We start from the raw sequence: 15,376 nt of genomic DNA, 5'->3' as shown, positions 1-15,376 counted from the left end.
TTTTACGATGGCATGAAGCCGAAGGCAATTGCATCGAACACCTTAAATAAATATAATCTTAGTGAGATGAATAATTTAGTAGAAGAATTACAATGGCGCGGATTGGTGCACGATATGATGCCTGGCACCGAAGAACAACTGACTAAAGAAATGACCACCACGTATATTGGGTTTGACCCAACGAGCGATTCGTTGCATATAGGAAGTTTGGTACCGATTATTTTGTTGGTTCATTTAGAAAAATTTGGACATAAACCGATTGCTTTGGTTGGAGGCGCAACTGGAATGATTGGTGATCCGTCGGGAAAAAGCGATGAAAGAAATTTATTAGACGAAGCGACTTTAGATAAAAATGTAGCTGGAATAAAAGCAGTGCTGTCTCGCTTTTTAGATTTTAATTCGACTGCTACAAATGCTCCGATTTTAGTAAATAACTACGATTGGATGAAGGATTTCTCGTTTATAAATTTTGCTCGCGATGTTGGTAAACGCATTACGGTAAACTACATGATGGCAAAAGATTCGGTAAAAAAACGTTTGGCTGGAGAAGGCGAAGGAATGAGTTTTACGGAGTTTACTTATCAATTGATTCAAGGTTATGATTTTCATCATTTGTATAAAACATATAATTGTTTGTTGCAAATGGGAGGAAGCGACCAATGGGGAAATATCACTACTGGAACAGAATTGGTGAGAAGAATGAATGGTGAAGGTGCCAAAGCATTTGCAATGACTTGTCCTTTGATTACAAAAGCAGATGGGTCTAAGTTTGGAAAATCGGAAGGCGGAAATATATGGTTAACGGCTGATAAAACTTCGGTATATAAATTTTACCAATTTTGGTTGAACACAACCGATGTTGATGCTGAAAAATATATCAAGATTTTTACTTTTTTAGATAAAAGCACGATCGATTCTTTGATTGCAGAGCATCATGAAGCACCTCATTTGAGAGTGTTGCAACGAAAATTAGCCGAAGAAGTAACAGTATTTGTGCACGAAAAAGAAGAGTTAGGCAAAGCAATTCACGCTTCGGCTATTTTGTTTGGAAATGCAACGGCTGATGATTTGAAAAACTTAGATGAAGCGACTTTCTTGGAAGTTTTTGATGGTGTTCCTCAAGCAGAAATTTCAAGAGCGGATATTGAGGCTGGAATAGATATTGTAACTGTTTTGAATGAAAAAACTGGTTTTATGAAGTCAAATGGTGAAGCAAGACGCGCTTTGAGTGCCAATTCGATTTCGGTAAATAAAGCTAAAGTTACAGAGGAATTTAAATTGACATCAAACGACTTAATCAATAACCAGTTTGTTTTGTTGCAAAGTGGCAAGAAAAATTATTTTGTGATTAGAGTTAAATAATTTCACAACTATCAATATGCTTTTGAAAATTATGAAGTTCTCGGTCGGAAGTTAGATTTCTTGTCAAATTTCATTTATGTTACTTTTTTAAAAGTAAGTGTTTTTAATTCAATTTGAAATTAACTTGTAATCTTTCAAGTTCGTTTAGCAAATCAGTAGAGATTTTTACTTTTACTTTTCTACTTGGTAACACTAACGAAGTAATAACTTTTACGTGCTCTGTTTCTGATGGCGTTTCAGCAATTACTACTTCATCATCCTCCATTTCGGTTTCGATGTCTAAATTGTCTATGTCGATTTCGGTGTCATTTTCTACAGGAAGCACTTCTTTTACGGGAATTACTTCTGTTTTTTTGATGACTTTTTCTATTTCTAAAACTTCAAAACTAACTTGGTTATCGCCTTTATTGGCTTGAAAAACAGTGTTTAAATGCTGAATTAAATTTTGTTTCAAATCGTAAATATTCAATTGAATAGAAATTTTTTTGGCAAATATTGCTAATACATCGGCTAACAATTTAGCATCTTGAAAATTAATTTGCGGATCAGATTTTTTGCCCGTTTCACGATTTAACCAACCATCTTTTACATTGATTTTAAAGTAAATGAATTGATTGTTTACCAGAAAATGTCTGAATTTTAGATATTCCTCGTTGAAAATTCTAAAATCATGGCTTTCATCATAACCTTCTAAAGTAAACATTGCCCAATCTTTTCCATTTTTTCCAGTTCGGTATTGCACATTGGTTACGATACCTGCAAAAGTTAGATTTTTCCCAACTAAGGATTCTAAGCTTTTTAAATGTGCCAACTTTGAATTACAGAAATATTTCATTTCAAATCGATAATCGTCAAGCGGATGTCCTGAAATATAAATTCCGACAACTTCTTTTTCTTTTGCCAATTTTTCCATTGTACTCCATTCTTCACATGGTGGCACAATTGGTTCGGCTATTTGAACATCGCTTGCTTCACCAAACAAACTCACTTGCGATGAATTTTCGTTTTCTTGAAACTTGGAACCAAAGCGCACTGCTTTTTCCAAAAACGTAACTCCTTCGCCTTCTATATGAAAATATTGTGCTCGGTGTGTTTCATGAAAACAATCAAAACCGCCAGCATAAGCCAAACTTTCAAATGCTTTTTTGTTGGCAGCACGCAAATCAATTTTTTTAGCTAAATCAAAAATCGATTTGTAAGGGGCATCTTTTCTGTTTTGAACAATAGTATCAACAGCATTGGCACCAACACCTTTAACAGCACCCATTCCAAAACGAACAGCGTATTCGTTATTTACCGTAAATTTATAATACGATTCATTCACATCAGGGCCTAAAACCTTTAATCCCATTCGTTTACATTCTTCCATAAAGAACGAAACTTGTTTAATATCGTTCATGTTGTTGGATAAAACCGCTGCCATGTATTCGGCTGGGTAGTTGGCTTTTAAGTAAGCCGTTTGATAAGCAATCCAAGCATAACAAGTAGAGTGCGATTTGTTGAATGCATATTCGGCAAAAGCTTCCCAGTCTTTCCAAATCTTTTCTAGTTTTTCTTCCGAATGTCCTTTGGCAGCTGCTTGCGAAATGAATTTTGGCTTCATTTTATCCAAAACATCACGTTGTTTTTTTCCCATTGCTTTACGTAAAACGTCGGCATCACCTTTGGAAAAATCGGCTAATTTTTGCGACAAAAGCATTACTTGCTCTTGGTAAACGGTAATTCCGTAGGTGTCTTTTAGTAATTCTTCGCAGGCATCTAAATCGTAAACAATTTCTTCTTCACCGTTTTTACGTTTAATAAAACTTGGAATATATGCAATTGGTCCTGGACGATAAAGTGCATTCATGGCAATCAAATCAGGAAATACCGTTGGCTTTAATTCCTTCATATATTTTTGCATTCCGGGACTTTCATATTGGAAAATACCAACAGTTTCGCCGCGTTGAAAAAGTTCATAAGTCTTTAAATCATCTATCGGGAATTCGTCAGGATTGAGTTCAATTCCTGTGCGATATTTGACCAACTTTACGGTGTCTTTGATTAATGTTAAGGTTTTTAATCCCAAGAAATCCATCTTTAACAATCCGGCACTTTCTACAACCGAGTTGTCAAATTGGGTAACGTATAAATCAGAATCTTTTGCTGTTGCCACTGGAACGAAATTGGTAATGTCGTCTGGTGTGATAATAACTCCGCAAGCGTGAATACCTGTATTTCGAAGATTTCCTTCTAAAATTTGAGCTTGTTGAATGGTTTCTCCGCCTAAATCGGTAGCGTTTCCAAGTGCAATTAATTCTTTTACTTTATCAAAATCTTCTGGACGTAAAGCCGCTTTTAGCTTAGCATCATCCATTGAAAATATTTTAGCCAAATTCAAATTGGTTGGAATCAATTTGGCAATTTTATCGGCTTCAAAAAGCGGTAAATCCAAAACTCTCGCTGTATCACGAACCGATGATTTTGCAGCCATAGTACCATAAGTAATAATTTGCGCTACTTGTTTAGATCCGTATTTTTGAATCACATAATCCATAACTTTACTTCTTCCTTCATCATCAAAATCGATATCAATATCGGGAAGTGAAACCCTGTCTGGATTTAGGAAACGCTCAAAAAGCAGATTGTATAGTAATGGATCAATATTGGTAATTCCGAGACAATAAGCAACTACTGAACCAGCAGCAGAACCACGACCTGGACCAACAGAAACTCCCATTTTTCGGGCTTCGGCTATGAAATCTTGTACAATCAAAAAGTAACCAGGGTAGCCTGAATTTTCTATTGTTAGCAATTCAAAATCAATGCGTTCTTGAACTTCTGGTGTTATTTCTTTGTATCTTCTTTTGGCGCCTTCAAAAGTTAAATAATGAAGGTATTTATTTTCACCTCGTTTTCCGCCATCATTTTTATCTTCTTCTGCTAAAAATTCTTCTGGAATATCAAATTTTGGCAGCAAAACTTCACGAGCTAAATTGAAAATTTCTATTTTATCAACTATTTCAGTAATGTTGGATATAGCTTCTGGTAAATCAGCGAAGATTTTTTTCATTTCTTCACTCGACTTGAAATAATATTCTTGATTTGGCAAACCAAAACGGTAACCACGACCACGACCAATTGGCGTAGATTGTTTTTCGCCATCACGAACACAAAGTAGAATATCGTGTGCGTTGGCATCTTCTTTATTAATGTAAAATGTGTTATTGGTTGCTACCAGTTTTACATCATGTTTTTTTGCTAATGAAATCAGTGATTGATTAACGCGAGTTTCATCTTCTTGATTATGTCGCATTAATTCGATGTACAAATCGTTTTCAAATTGTTCTTTCCACCAAAGAAGTGCCTCTTCTGCTTGATTTTCACCGAGATTTAGAACTTTATTTGGAATTTCACCATACAAACTTCCAGAGAGAACGATAATATCTTCTTTGAACTGTTTTATGATTTCTCTATCAATTCTTGGCACATAATAAAATCCATCGGTATAAGCAATTGATGCCATTTTGGCCAAATTATGATAGCCTTTTTTGTTTTTTGCCAATAAGACTATTTGATATCCGTTGTCTTTTCGGGTTTTGTCTTTGTGGTTATCGCAAACAAAAAATTCACAACCTACAATTGGTTTTATAACGGTTTCAGTTGGTATTTCGCCAGCTTCGATAGCTGCAACATTTTTGGCTTCAGCCGATTTATTGTGATATAAAATGTCGCGAACAAAATGAAAAACGCCCATCATATTCCCTATGTCAGTCATGGCAACAGCAGGCATTTTATTTTTTACAGCAGCAGCAACCAAATCTTTTACCGCAACAGTTGATTGCAAAACCGAAAACTGAGTATGGTTGTGAAGATGAACAAAATCGGTATCGATTAAAATTTGTTTGTTTTCGGAAAGTGTTTCTTTGGAAATTGGAGCATTCTCTTTTTCACCAAATTGCTGACGGATTTCATCAGACGCTTCTTTAAGATTAATGTGTTTTAGACCAATTAACTGAATTGACCTTGAGTTTTTAAGTTGAAAATCTTCAAAATATTCAGGCTCTACATCGAGTTCTTCTTTGGTGAAAACTTCGGTACGAATTAATTCTAAGAAACAACGTGTTGTAGCTTCAACGTCGGCAGTTGCGTTGTGTGCTTCCGCAAATGGTTCGTTAAAAAGATATTGGTGAAGCTCGGTTAATGTTGGCAATTTGAATTTTCCTCCACGACCGCCAGGTAATTTTAAAAGTGATGCTGTGACTTCTGTACAAGTATCTAAAACAGGTATTTGGGTCATTGGCGAATCTATTCCCATACGATAAAATTCGCAACCCATAATATTTACATCGAAACCAACGTTTTGACCTACAATGTATTTGGTTTTGGATAAAGCAATATTGAATTTTTCCAACATCTCTTTAAGCTCAATACCGTTTTGTTGAGCTAATTCGGTTGAAATTCCATGAATTCTCTCAGCATCATAAGGAATATTAAACCCCTCAGGGTTTATTAGATAATCCTGATGTTCGACAAGGTTTCCCATATCGTCATGAAGTTGCCAAGCAATTTGGATACATCTTGGCCAGTTGTCTGTGTCTGATATAGGTGCAGCCCATTTCTTTGGTAAACCAGTGGTTTCGGTGTCGAATATTAAATACATATTTTTCAAAAATCAATGTCAATTGCAATAATCAATGTCAAAAAAGTGCTGTTTTGACTTTGTTCAAAAGTACAATTTACAAAATAATTTATGAATTTTAGTTATTAACAAAAGTAAAAATGGATGGCTAAATAGCCTCTCGTCAAAATTGACGAGACAAGAATGTGGATTGCTGATAAAGCCCGAGTCACCTGCATAACGGCAGGCAGGTTCGCTTCTAAAAACAAAAAAAACCATCCGAAAACGAATGGTTTATTATTTTATATTGGGAAAAAGTGAGATTTAGTAACCTCCTCTGTTTCCTCCACCACGATTATCACCATAACCACCGCCACGGTTTCCTCCTCTAGAGTCACCTCCACGGTTGTTGTTGAAACTTCTTCTTTCACCTTCTGGTTTTGGCTCAGATTTGTTTACAACAATTGCTCTACCTTGAACAGTTGCTCCGTTCAATTCGTCGATAGCTTTTTGTGCTTCATCATCATTTGGCATTTCAACAAAACCAAAACCTTTACTTCTACCTGTGAATTTATCACTAATAATTTTTACAGAATCAACTGCTCCATAAGCCTCAAAAGACTCTCTTAAATCTGCTTCCTCAATACTGAATGGAAGACTTCCAACAAAAATGTTCATATGTATTTTTTTAAATATTAAACAAATGTAGTCTATTTTTTAAAGCAAAAGATTTATTTGAGCTCTTTTGTCATTTATTTTAACTAAAATAAAAAAACCGCCTTAAAAAAGCGGTTTGTATAACTAGTTTATTTTTAGAAAATTATAGTTTTGTTATTGGAATATTATTGAAATTTCCTTCGGTAAAATCTACTTTTCTTAAATCTGACTCCTCATCTTCGTTTACAAGTGTTAGACTAAATTTACCAGAAATTGTTTTTCCATCATTTTTGGTAATTTGTAAAGTTCCTTCTCCGGAAATAATATCGTCCCCAATACCGTAATTATTAGTTTGATTGGTCTTAAATACATTAGTAAAATCTTCTTGTATAGATGTAAACGTCGCTTTAGGGTTGCTAAGAGTTGTAAAAGTATAAACACCTTTGTTGGCAGAATTTAAATTTATAGTTAAATTTTCTTGCAAGTAAGTTCCTTGTAGAGTAAGTGAGCCATTGGTGGCTATTACAGCATTATAGTCAAAAGCTTTCCATAGACTGTTGTTTTTTAGCCCTTGAAAGGCAACATAATTAAACTTAATTTCTTCAGAACAAGAACTTAAAATTAATACGACTAATAAGAATGAGGCAATTTTTTTCATTATTGAATTAATTAATATTTGTCAAAAATAGTTTTTTTAATAGAATTTTCTAAAAAAAATCATAAAATTTATTTTTTGGAACTTTAACAACTTTATTAACGCGAAAAATTTAAGTAGTTGTGGTATAATTAAAAATAATTTATATCTTTGCACCCTTAAAAATAATCGAGGTCGAGTACCTCAAATTAATCAAATAGATTATGTCAGTAAAAATTAGATTACAAAGACATGGTAAAAAAGGGAAACCTTTTTACTGGGTTGTAGCGGCAGATGCTCGCTCAAAAAGAGATGGTAGATACTTAGAAAAAATAGGTACTTACAATCCGAACACAAATCCTGCAACTGTTGAATTAAACCTTGAATCAGCTGTTCAATGGTTACACAATGGTGCTCAACCAACGGATACTGCCAGAGCAATTCTTTCTTACAAAGGTGCTTTATTGAAACATCACCTTGATGGTGGAGTTCGTAAGGGTGCATTGACTCAAGAACAAGCTGATGCAAAATTAGCTGCCTGGTTAGAAGCTAAATCTGGTAAAGTTGATGCTAAAAAAGATGGGTTGTCTAAAAAACAAGCTGAAGCGAAAGCTAAAGCATTAAAAGCTGAAACTGTTGCTAATGAAAAACGTGCTAATGCTGCTTTAGAAGCTGCAAAAGCTGCTGAGGCACCAGAAGTTACTGAAGAAGTAGCAGAAGAAACTATTGAAGAAGTAGCAGTAGAAACTACTGAAGAGGTTGTTGCAGAAGTTGCAGTTGAGGAAACTCCAGCTGTAGAAGAAGCTCCAGCTACTGAAGAAGCTAGCGAAGAAACAGAAGCTTAATAAATTGCGATAATGCGTAAAGAGGATTGTTTCTACTTAGGCAAAATCGCTAAAAAATTTAGTTTCAAAGGGGAAGTGCTTATCTATTTAGATACTGATGAACCCGAATTATATGAAAATATGGAATCAGTTTTTGTTGACTTCAACAAGAATTTGGTTCCATTTTTTATTGAAAATAGCAACTTACATAAGAATGATTTTCTTCGTGTACAATTTGAAGATGTTGACAGCGAAGAAGAAGCTGACAGAATTTTAGGTTGCGAGGTTTACTTACCGCTTACAATGTTGCCAAAACTTGAGGGTAACAAATTCTACTTTCACGAAGTTATTGGTTTTGAAATTGAAGACCACCGTTTAGGTGTTTTTGGAAAAATTGTTTCTATTAATGATACTTCAGCACAACCACTTTTTGAGGTGATTAATGGCAATGTGGAGATTCTTGTTCCTATGATTGATCAGTTTTTAGTTAAAATCGATAGAGAGAATAAGAAAGTAATTATGGATTTACCAGAAGGTTTGGTAGAAATGTACTTATAAATAGTTTCAGTCGCAGTTCTCAGAATTCTAAAATCAACATTCGTTAATTTTCAATCAACAATCATTTTGTTTTCATTCAAAAAATTTTCTATTCGACAAGACAAATGTGCAATGAAAATTGGCACGGATAGTGTTTTACTTGGCGCTTGGTGTCCGATTGATAATAACCCTTTCTCGGTTTTGGATATTGGAGCAGGAACTGGGATTTTGTCATTGATGTTAGCTCAACGAAGCAATGCTGAACAAATTGATTCATTAGAAATTGACGAAGAAGCCTTCGAACAATGTGTAGAAAACTTTGAGAGTTCTCCTTGGAGTGATCGATTGTTTTGTTTTCACGCAGGTTTGGATGAGTTTGTTGACGAACCAGAAGATGAATATGATTTAATCATTTCCAATCCGCCATTTTATTCTGAAAATTATAAAACGGATGATTATCAGCGTGATTTAGCACGATTTCAAGACGCTTTGCCTTTTGAAGAATTAGTCGAAGCTGCTGATTTATTATTATCTGAAAATGGAATTTTTGCCGTAATTATTCCTTTTAAAGAAGAAGAAAAATTTATTGGTTTGTGCTCACAATTAGAACTTTTTCCTGTGAAAGTTACTCGTGTAAAAGGTTCACACACAACTCCAATTGTTAGAAGTTTACTTGCTTTTAAGCGTTACGAACTTTCTGTTTTAACAGCTGACGAATTGGTTATTGAAACTTCAAGACATCAATATACCGATGAATATATTGAGTTGACTAAGGAATTTTATTTGAAAATGTAAAAATTCTTTTAACTTTTTATTATAAGTAACTGATTCAATAATTCTTACATTAGTATTTTAAAACACTTTTGTAAATGATAAAGCCATTTTTCCTTCTTTTTTGGTTTTTAATTTCTTTTTTTAGTTTCTCTCAGTCTAAAACTGTTTTAAAAGGGAAAATAGTTAGCGATAATTTATCACTTTCTAATGCAGAAATCGTAAACATAAGAACCAAAAAAGTAGTAGTTTCTGATGAGTTTGGAGATTTTACTATTGCCGTAAATATTAATGATTTATTAGTAATAATTGCCAAGGAATACTTTGAGAAAAAAATCTATATTACATCAAATCTACTTTCTCAAGAAAAACTTTCTATATCTGTAAATAAAAAAGTAACTGAATTAAAAGAAGTTATTGTAAAAAAAGAGCAGCTTGTTTCGCCAACTGAAATAGCAGAATCAGGAAGAATGAATAGTTACAATGCAACTATGAGAGCTAATCAAACTGGTGTTTATACAGGTGAAACTATAAATGGAATAGACTTTATTGCTGTTGGAAAATTAATAGGCAAACTATTCAAGAAAAAGAAACCAATTATAACTGTCAATTTTAAAGAATATATAACAGATAATATTACTAAATCTTTTCTTTTTGAAACACTAAAACTTGATGAAAAAGATTATTTTAGATTTTTAGATTTTTGTGAAGCAGATTCAGATGCAAGTAAGTTGGCGCTAGAAGGAAATGAATTCAAAATAGTAAATTTTTTATTTGAAAAAAAAGAAGCTTTTGATCGCTTATAAATGATTTTTTTAAAAATTTCTCCCAAAAATAACAATTGTTAAACATTTTCTAAAATATGTTTAATTAACTTTGCAAACGTTTTCGTAAAATCGATGTACAATATAAAACATTACAATATACAATAATTATGAAACCAGATTTATTTCAAGCTCCAGATTATTACTTGTTAGACGATTTGCTAACAGAAGAACATAAATTAGTGCGCGATTCTGCTCGTGCATGGGTAAAAAGAGAAGTGTCTCCAATTATAGAAGACTATGCTCAACGTGCTGAATTCCCAAAACAAATAATTAAAGGTTTGGGAGAAATTGGGGGTTTTGGGCCTTATATTCCAGAAGAATATGGTGGAGCAGGATTAGACCAAATTTCGTACGGATTAATTATGCAAGAAATTGAAAGAGGTGATTCTGGAGTTCGCTCTACATCATCAGTTCAATCGTCTTTAGTGATGTATCCTATTTGGAAATTTGGAACTGAAGAACAACGAATGAAATATTTACCTAAACTATCTACTGGTGAATTCATGGGTTGTTTTGGATTGACAGAACCAGATCACGGTTCGAATCCAAGTGGAATGACAACAAACTTTAAAGACATGGGCGACCATTATTTATTGAATGGTGCCAAAATGTGGATTTCAAACGCTCCCTTTGCAGATGTTGCTGTAGTTTGGGCAAAAAATGAAGAAGGAAGAATTCACGGATTAATTGTTGAACGTGGAATGGAAGGTTTTACAACCCCTGAAACGCACAACAAATGGTCACTCCGTGCTTCTGCAACCGGAGAATTAATTTTTGATAATGTAAAAGTTCCAAAAGAAAACTTGATGCCAGGAAAATCTGGACTTGGTGCGCCAATGCAATGTTTAGATTCAGCTCGTTATGGAATCGCTTGGGGTGCAATTGGTGCCGCAATGGATTGTTATGACACGGCTTTGCGTTATGCAAAAGAAAGAATCCAATTTGACAAGCCAATCGCTGGAACACAATTACAACAAAAGAAATTGGCCGAAATGATTACCGAAATCACCAAAGCGCAATTACTTACATGGAGATTAGGGGTTCTTAGAAACGAAGGAAAAGCAACTACAGCTCAAATTTCAATGGCAAAAAGAAACAACGTTGATATGGCAATAAACATTGCTCGTGAAGCAAGACAAATTCTTGGTGGAATGGGAATTACAGGAGAATATTCTATCATGCGTCACAGTATGAATTTAGAATCTGTAATTACTTACGAAGGTACGCATGACATTCATTTATTGATTACTGGTGCCGATATCACGGGAATTCCTGCTTTTAAGTAAAATTCCAAATTCCAATTTTTTTGGAGCGAACCTGCCTGCTGTAAGGCAGGTGGCTTAGGCATTTAGCAATCCATTTTCCCGCTTTTCGTTACAACATTTGCCCAAAAGCATGTATTTTCTCTACAATCGGGGCTAAAGAGTTTTCTTTTGGTTACTAGGAAGTATAAAGATTAAACAATAAATAAAATTGATATAAAAAGCTTCTCATTTTCGAGAAGCTTTTTTACATTTGTATTTATAACATACTGAAATTACAATAAATTTGTAAATAACCAAAAAATAGCCATGAAAATTGAAACTATAAATACTAGTATTCAACCTCAAAAAGACCAATTATTACAACATTCGCTTTATGAAAGAGTAAAAACAGTTGAGCATTTACACACCTTTTTAGAAAATCACGTTTTTGCCGTTTGGGATTTTATGTCGCTACTAAAAGCACTTCAAGAAAAGTTAACCTGTACAACAACACCTTGGTTGCCAACAGCAAACCCAGAAGCAAGGTATTTAATAAACGAAATTGTTGTTGCAGAAGAAACCGATTTAACACTTGATGGAAAACGCCTTTCGCATTTTGAAATGTACGTGGATGCTATGGAAGATTGTGGCGCCAACACAGCACAAGTTTTAGCATTTTTAGAAAATGTAAACGAAACCAAAAACATCTTCGTTTCAATCAAAAAAAGTGAGTTGCATCTCAATGTAAAAGAGTTTTTAAACTTCACTTTTAGAATTATTGACGAAGGAAAACCTCATAAAATTGCTGCAGCTTTTACTTTTGGTAGAGAAGATTTGATTCCAAGTATGTTTACCGAAATCTTAAAAAACTTTCAGAATAATTTCCCTGAAACCGATTTATCAAAACTAATTTATTATTTTGAACGTCATATTGAATTAGATGCTGATGAACATGGCCCAATGGCAATGCAAATGATAACCGAGCTTTGCGGTGATTCTGAACAAAAATGGAAAGAAGTTGAAGAAGTTTCTGTTCAAGCATTAGAAAAAAGAATCGGACTTTGGAATGCGATACAAGAGCAAGTGGAACAGAAATTGGAAATGGTATAAAACTAGATTTCATTTTTTTTAATTGCAAATACTTAGTAATAAATTATGAAAATTCAACATAATGTTACGTTATTTCTAGTATTGCTCTTGATAGGTTGTAGCACAGAAAACATTTCTACCACCAATCCCGAGCCCAACAAAATTATCAAGTATTTAGCTCTTGGCGATAGTTATACAATAGGTCAAAGTGTTTGTGAAACTTGTCGATTCCCAATTCAATTACAAACAGAACTTAAAAATAATCTTACTCCCAAGGATGTTTTTATAACGAATATAATTGCTCAAACAGGATGGACGACAACCAATTTAAAATCGGCTATTTCTGCTCAGAGTCCTTCAAATGACTATGATTTTGTAACATTATTAATTGGTGTAAACAATCAGTATCAAAACCGGCCATTTAGTTTATACGAATTAGAGTTTCCTGAATTGGTAAACATTGCCGTTACTAAAGTAAAAGGAATAAAAGCAAATGTAATTGTAGTTTCAATACCAGACTATGCTTACACGCCCTTTGGAAACGGAAACACAACAATTTCGTCACAAATTGACGCTTACAACGCTTTTGCAGAAAATTATTGTATTCAAAACAATATCACTTTTGTAAACATTACTGATATTACAAGACAAGGATTAGCACAACCTAATTTAGTAGCTAGTGATGGTTTACATCCGTCAGAACTTGCTTACTCAAAATTTGTGGAAAGAATTTTTCCTAAAGCGAAAGTGGTTTTGGGGTTGTAAAACAATTATGCCTCAAAAAGCTAAGCATGAATGATTTGAATTATTGTTCTGGTGCTATTTGAATTTCTAGACCGTCAATTTCTTCTGTAATTCGTATTTGGCAACCTAGTCTAGAATTTTCTTTTACATGATAGGCTTCCCAAAGCATGGCTTCTTCATCGGGATTTCTTTCTAATGAAATAACATCGTTTAAAACATAGCATTGGCATGATGCACACATTGCCATTCCGCCACAGACACCAACGGTTCCCTCTTCGGCTAGTTCATACATTCTAATGACTTCCATGACATTTAAATTCATGTCTGTTGGCGCTTGAATTTCGTGAGTTTGTCCGTTTCGGTCGGTTATTTTTAAGGTAATATCTTGTGGCATTATTCTTTTTTTAGTTTTTTTAATTGTTCTATGTCTGCCAAGTCTTTATATCTTCCTGATGCCAATTTGTTTTTAATTAAATCTTCAAAATCGATGTAAGGAATTTGCAATTTATCTATATTAAAATAGTTGCGATTTTTATAGCTTTCATTAAATTGCAACCCATCAACTTGAGTAAGAATTTCAATTTTAGATGGTTCAACTCCAATTCCCCAAACATTAAATTTAGGATTTGAAAATTGTTCCTCTGGAAATATGGGCGCACTAAAATCTAAATAAACCTTTTTTAATTTCTTATAATTATCATCTGTTCGTTCTATCCACAAATCCATATCTCCTGTGCTTCTAATATAACCGTGAAGCACAACAGCGTATCCACCAACTAATAAAAACTCAACTTTGTGTTTTGATAAAAGCTCAAGGAACTCTAAAAAATCTACATTAAAAATATTATTTGACATGTTTTCGTGCAAATGTTACTTTTCTATCAATTTTAGTAAATTGAGTTACATTAAAAATAGAGTTTATAATAAAACAAGCATGATTTAGTCTCTCAAGTGGTGTTTTATTTTTGTAGTAAGTAACATGATCGTCTGCTTCATCAAAAGTAGATTTTGTAACAACTGATCTATCCATTCTAAAATTTTCCATAAATTCCTTTTAATGAAACAAATATAAAAATTTAATCAATCGATTTTACAACTGCTTTTTCTGCTTCTTTTCTGGTTCCGTCGAATCCGTCAACTCCTGAAACTGTTGTGTATTTTAAAACATATTTTTTACCCGGATTAATTCGGTTGTAAACACTTTGACACATTAATGTTGCTTCGTGGAAACCACACAAAATTAATTTTAATTTTCCTGGATAGGTATTTACGTCACCAATTGCATAAATTCCGTCGATGTTGGTTTGATAATCTAATGCGTTGTTTACTTTGATGGCATTTTTCTCAATTTCTAATCCCCAATTGGCAATTGCTCCTAATTTTGGAGTTAATCCGAAAAGTGGAATAAAATAATCGGTTTCAAAAACTTGCTGAACGCCTTCGTTTTCTAAAACAATACTTTCAACATGGTCTTTTCCGTTAATGGCAACAACTTCTGCTGGTGTAATCAAATTGATTTTTCCAAGTTTTTTCAATTCTTGCACTTTTTCAACTGAATCTAAAGCACCTCGGAATTCGTTTCTTCTGTGAACTAAAGTTACTTTTGAAGCGACATTGGAAAGAAAAATACTCCAGTCTAAAGCAGAATCTCCACCACCAGCGATTACAATTCGTTTATCGCGGAATAATTCTGGATCTTTTACAAAATATTCAACACCTTTTTCTTCGTAGAAAGCAATGTTTTCTAATTGTGGTTTTCTTGGTTCAAAAGTTCCTAAACCACCTGCAATAGCAACCGCTTTTGCGTGATGTTTTGTTCCTTTGTTTGTAGTAACAATAAAAGTTCCGTCTTGTAATTTATCAATAGTTTCAGCCGTTTCAGCCAAGGTAAATCCTGGTTGAAATTGTTTGATTTGTTCCATTAAATTGGTGACTAAATCGCCTGCTAAAACTTCGGGATAACCTGGAATATCAAAGATTGGTTTCTTTGGATAAAGTTCGGCAAGTTGTCCGCCAGGTTGCGGAAGTGCGTCAATGATATGACATTTTAATTGTAATAATCCTGCTTCAAAAACGGTGAATAAACC

General features: G+C 33.8%; 15 protein-coding genes. 8 read left to right on the top strand and 7 right to left on the bottom strand.

The window, feature by feature from the left end; translation table 11 throughout:
* Positions 1–66 precede the first annotated feature (66 nt).
* A complete protein-coding gene (gene tyrS, locus ACIQ66_RS00075) occupies positions 67–1,362 on the top strand; it encodes a tyrosine--tRNA ligase (protein ID WP_396210777.1) in 1,296 nt (431 codons plus the stop codon).
* 103 nt (positions 1,363–1,465) lie between these two features.
* Here tyrS and dnaE read toward each other — a convergent pair whose 3' ends face one another.
* The 3 genes from dnaE to ACIQ66_RS00060 form a co-directional block, all read right to left on the bottom strand.
* The gene (dnaE, locus tag ACIQ66_RS00070) at positions 1,466–6,004 is read right to left on the bottom strand and encodes a DNA polymerase III subunit alpha (protein WP_396210776.1); all 4,539 of its coding nucleotides are present in this window, start codon (positions 6,002–6,004) and stop codon (positions 1,466–1,468) included.
* A gap of 282 nt (positions 6,005–6,286) precedes the next feature.
* The gene (locus tag ACIQ66_RS00065) at positions 6,287–6,640 is read right to left on the bottom strand and encodes an RNA recognition motif domain-containing protein (protein WP_396210775.1); all 354 of its coding nucleotides are present in this window, start codon (positions 6,638–6,640) and stop codon (positions 6,287–6,289) included.
* Positions 6,641–6,782: 142 nt separating this feature from the next.
* Positions 6,783–7,277: a DUF6252 family protein gene (locus ACIQ66_RS00060; RefSeq protein WP_396210774.1), complete on the bottom strand. Its 495-nt coding sequence runs from the start codon at positions 7,275–7,277 to the stop codon at positions 6,783–6,785.
* 200 nt (positions 7,278–7,477) lie between these two features.
* On the opposite strand from ACIQ66_RS00060, the gene ACIQ66_RS00055 reads away from it, so the two are divergent.
* The 7 genes from ACIQ66_RS00055 (at position 7,478) to ACIQ66_RS00025 (ending at position 13,310) form a co-directional block, all read left to right on the top strand.
* Positions 7,478–8,098, top strand: a complete 621-nt coding sequence (locus ACIQ66_RS00055; protein WP_396210773.1) for a 30S ribosomal protein S16 — start codon at positions 7,478–7,480, stop codon at positions 8,096–8,098.
* Between the two features lie 12 nt (positions 8,099–8,110).
* Complete coding sequence (rimM, locus tag ACIQ66_RS00050) at positions 8,111–8,635, top strand: ribosome maturation factor RimM (protein WP_396210772.1); 525 nt, start codon at positions 8,111–8,113, stop codon at positions 8,633–8,635.
* Between the two features lie 111 nt (positions 8,636–8,746).
* Complete coding sequence (locus tag ACIQ66_RS00045) at positions 8,747–9,409, top strand: tRNA1(Val) (adenine(37)-N6)-methyltransferase (RefSeq protein WP_396210771.1); 663 nt, start codon at positions 8,747–8,749, stop codon at positions 9,407–9,409.
* 74 nt (positions 9,410–9,483) lie between these two features.
* On the top strand, positions 9,484–10,191 hold the full coding sequence (locus ACIQ66_RS00040; RefSeq protein ID WP_396210770.1) for a hypothetical protein: 708 nt from the start codon (positions 9,484–9,486) through the stop codon (positions 10,189–10,191).
* 128 nt (positions 10,192–10,319) lie between these two features.
* Positions 10,320–11,498 (top strand): acyl-CoA dehydrogenase family protein, encoded by a 1,179-nt coding sequence (locus tag ACIQ66_RS00035; protein ID WP_396210769.1) that lies wholly within the window; start codon positions 10,320–10,322, stop codon positions 11,496–11,498.
* A gap of 285 nt (positions 11,499–11,783) precedes the next feature.
* The gene (locus tag ACIQ66_RS00030) at positions 11,784–12,566 is read left to right on the top strand and encodes a DUF3050 domain-containing protein (RefSeq protein WP_396210768.1); all 783 of its coding nucleotides are present in this window, start codon (positions 11,784–11,786) and stop codon (positions 12,564–12,566) included.
* A 45-nt stretch (positions 12,567–12,611) separates the two neighbouring features.
* On the top strand, positions 12,612–13,310 hold the full coding sequence (locus tag ACIQ66_RS00025) for an SGNH/GDSL hydrolase family protein (protein ID WP_396210767.1): 699 nt from the start codon (positions 12,612–12,614) through the stop codon (positions 13,308–13,310).
* Between the two features lie 40 nt (positions 13,311–13,350).
* Here the strand turns inward: ACIQ66_RS00025 and ACIQ66_RS00020 are convergent, their stop codons facing one another.
* The 4 genes from ACIQ66_RS00020 to ACIQ66_RS00005 form a co-directional block, all read right to left on the bottom strand.
* Complete coding sequence (locus tag ACIQ66_RS00020; protein ID WP_396210766.1) at positions 13,351–13,683, bottom strand: ferredoxin; 333 nt, start codon at positions 13,681–13,683, stop codon at positions 13,351–13,353.
* Entirely contained in the window at positions 13,683–14,144 is a 462-nt protein-coding gene (locus ACIQ66_RS00015) for a nucleotidyltransferase (protein ID WP_396210765.1), read from the bottom strand. The genes ACIQ66_RS00020 and ACIQ66_RS00015 overlap by 1 nt, the downstream gene beginning before the upstream one ends.
* Positions 14,134–14,334 carry a hypothetical protein gene (locus tag ACIQ66_RS00010; RefSeq protein WP_396210764.1) on the bottom strand — a complete coding sequence of 67 codons (201 nt, stop codon included), beginning with the start codon at positions 14,332–14,334 and terminating at the stop codon, positions 14,134–14,136. The genes ACIQ66_RS00015 and ACIQ66_RS00010 overlap by 11 nt, the downstream gene beginning before the upstream one ends.
* Before the next feature lie 31 nt (positions 14,335–14,365).
* Positions 14,366–15,376 (bottom strand): NAD(P)/FAD-dependent oxidoreductase (locus tag ACIQ66_RS00005; RefSeq protein WP_396210763.1); only part of this gene is annotated, 1,011 nt, incomplete at its 5' end.

This window comes from Flavobacterium sp., from assembly GCF_044377315.1.
Classification (GTDB): Bacteria; Bacteroidota; Bacteroidia; order Flavobacteriales; family Flavobacteriaceae; genus Flavobacterium.
The sequence above is the reverse complement of the archived record's forward strand: the minus strand, read 5'-3'. Positions and strand labels throughout refer to the sequence as shown.

Coding starts and splice junctions, on each gene's coding strand:
- tyrS (WP_396210777.1), top strand. CDS start 67: ATGAATAATTTAGTAGAAGAATTACAATGGCGCGGATTGGTGCACGAT.
- dnaE (WP_396210776.1), bottom strand. CDS start 6,004: ATGTATTTAATATTCGACACCGAAACCACTGGTTTACCAAAGAAATGG.
- ACIQ66_RS00065 (WP_396210775.1), bottom strand. CDS start 6,640: ATGAACATTTTTGTTGGAAGTCTTCCATTCAGTATTGAGGAAGCAGAT.
- ACIQ66_RS00060 (WP_396210774.1), bottom strand. CDS start 7,277: ATGAAAAAAATTGCCTCATTCTTATTAGTCGTATTAATTTTAAGTTCT.
- ACIQ66_RS00055 (WP_396210773.1), top strand. CDS start 7,478: ATGTCAGTAAAAATTAGATTACAAAGACATGGTAAAAAAGGGAAACCT.
- rimM (WP_396210772.1), top strand. CDS start 8,111: ATGCGTAAAGAGGATTGTTTCTACTTAGGCAAAATCGCTAAAAAATTT.
- ACIQ66_RS00045 (WP_396210771.1), top strand. CDS start 8,747: ATGAAAATTGGCACGGATAGTGTTTTACTTGGCGCTTGGTGTCCGATT.
- ACIQ66_RS00040 (WP_396210770.1), top strand. CDS start 9,484: ATGATAAAGCCATTTTTCCTTCTTTTTTGGTTTTTAATTTCTTTTTTT.
- ACIQ66_RS00035 (WP_396210769.1), top strand. CDS start 10,320: ATGAAACCAGATTTATTTCAAGCTCCAGATTATTACTTGTTAGACGAT.
- ACIQ66_RS00030 (WP_396210768.1), top strand. CDS start 11,784: ATGAAAATTGAAACTATAAATACTAGTATTCAACCTCAAAAAGACCAA.
- ACIQ66_RS00025 (WP_396210767.1), top strand. CDS start 12,612: ATGAAAATTCAACATAATGTTACGTTATTTCTAGTATTGCTCTTGATA.
- ACIQ66_RS00020 (WP_396210766.1), bottom strand. CDS start 13,683: ATGCCACAAGATATTACCTTAAAAATAACCGACCGAAACGGACAAACT.
- ACIQ66_RS00015 (WP_396210765.1), bottom strand. CDS start 14,144: ATGTCAAATAATATTTTTAATGTAGATTTTTTAGAGTTCCTTGAGCTT.
- ACIQ66_RS00010 (WP_396210764.1), bottom strand. CDS start 14,334: ATGGAAAATTTTAGAATGGATAGATCAGTTGTTACAAAATCTACTTTT.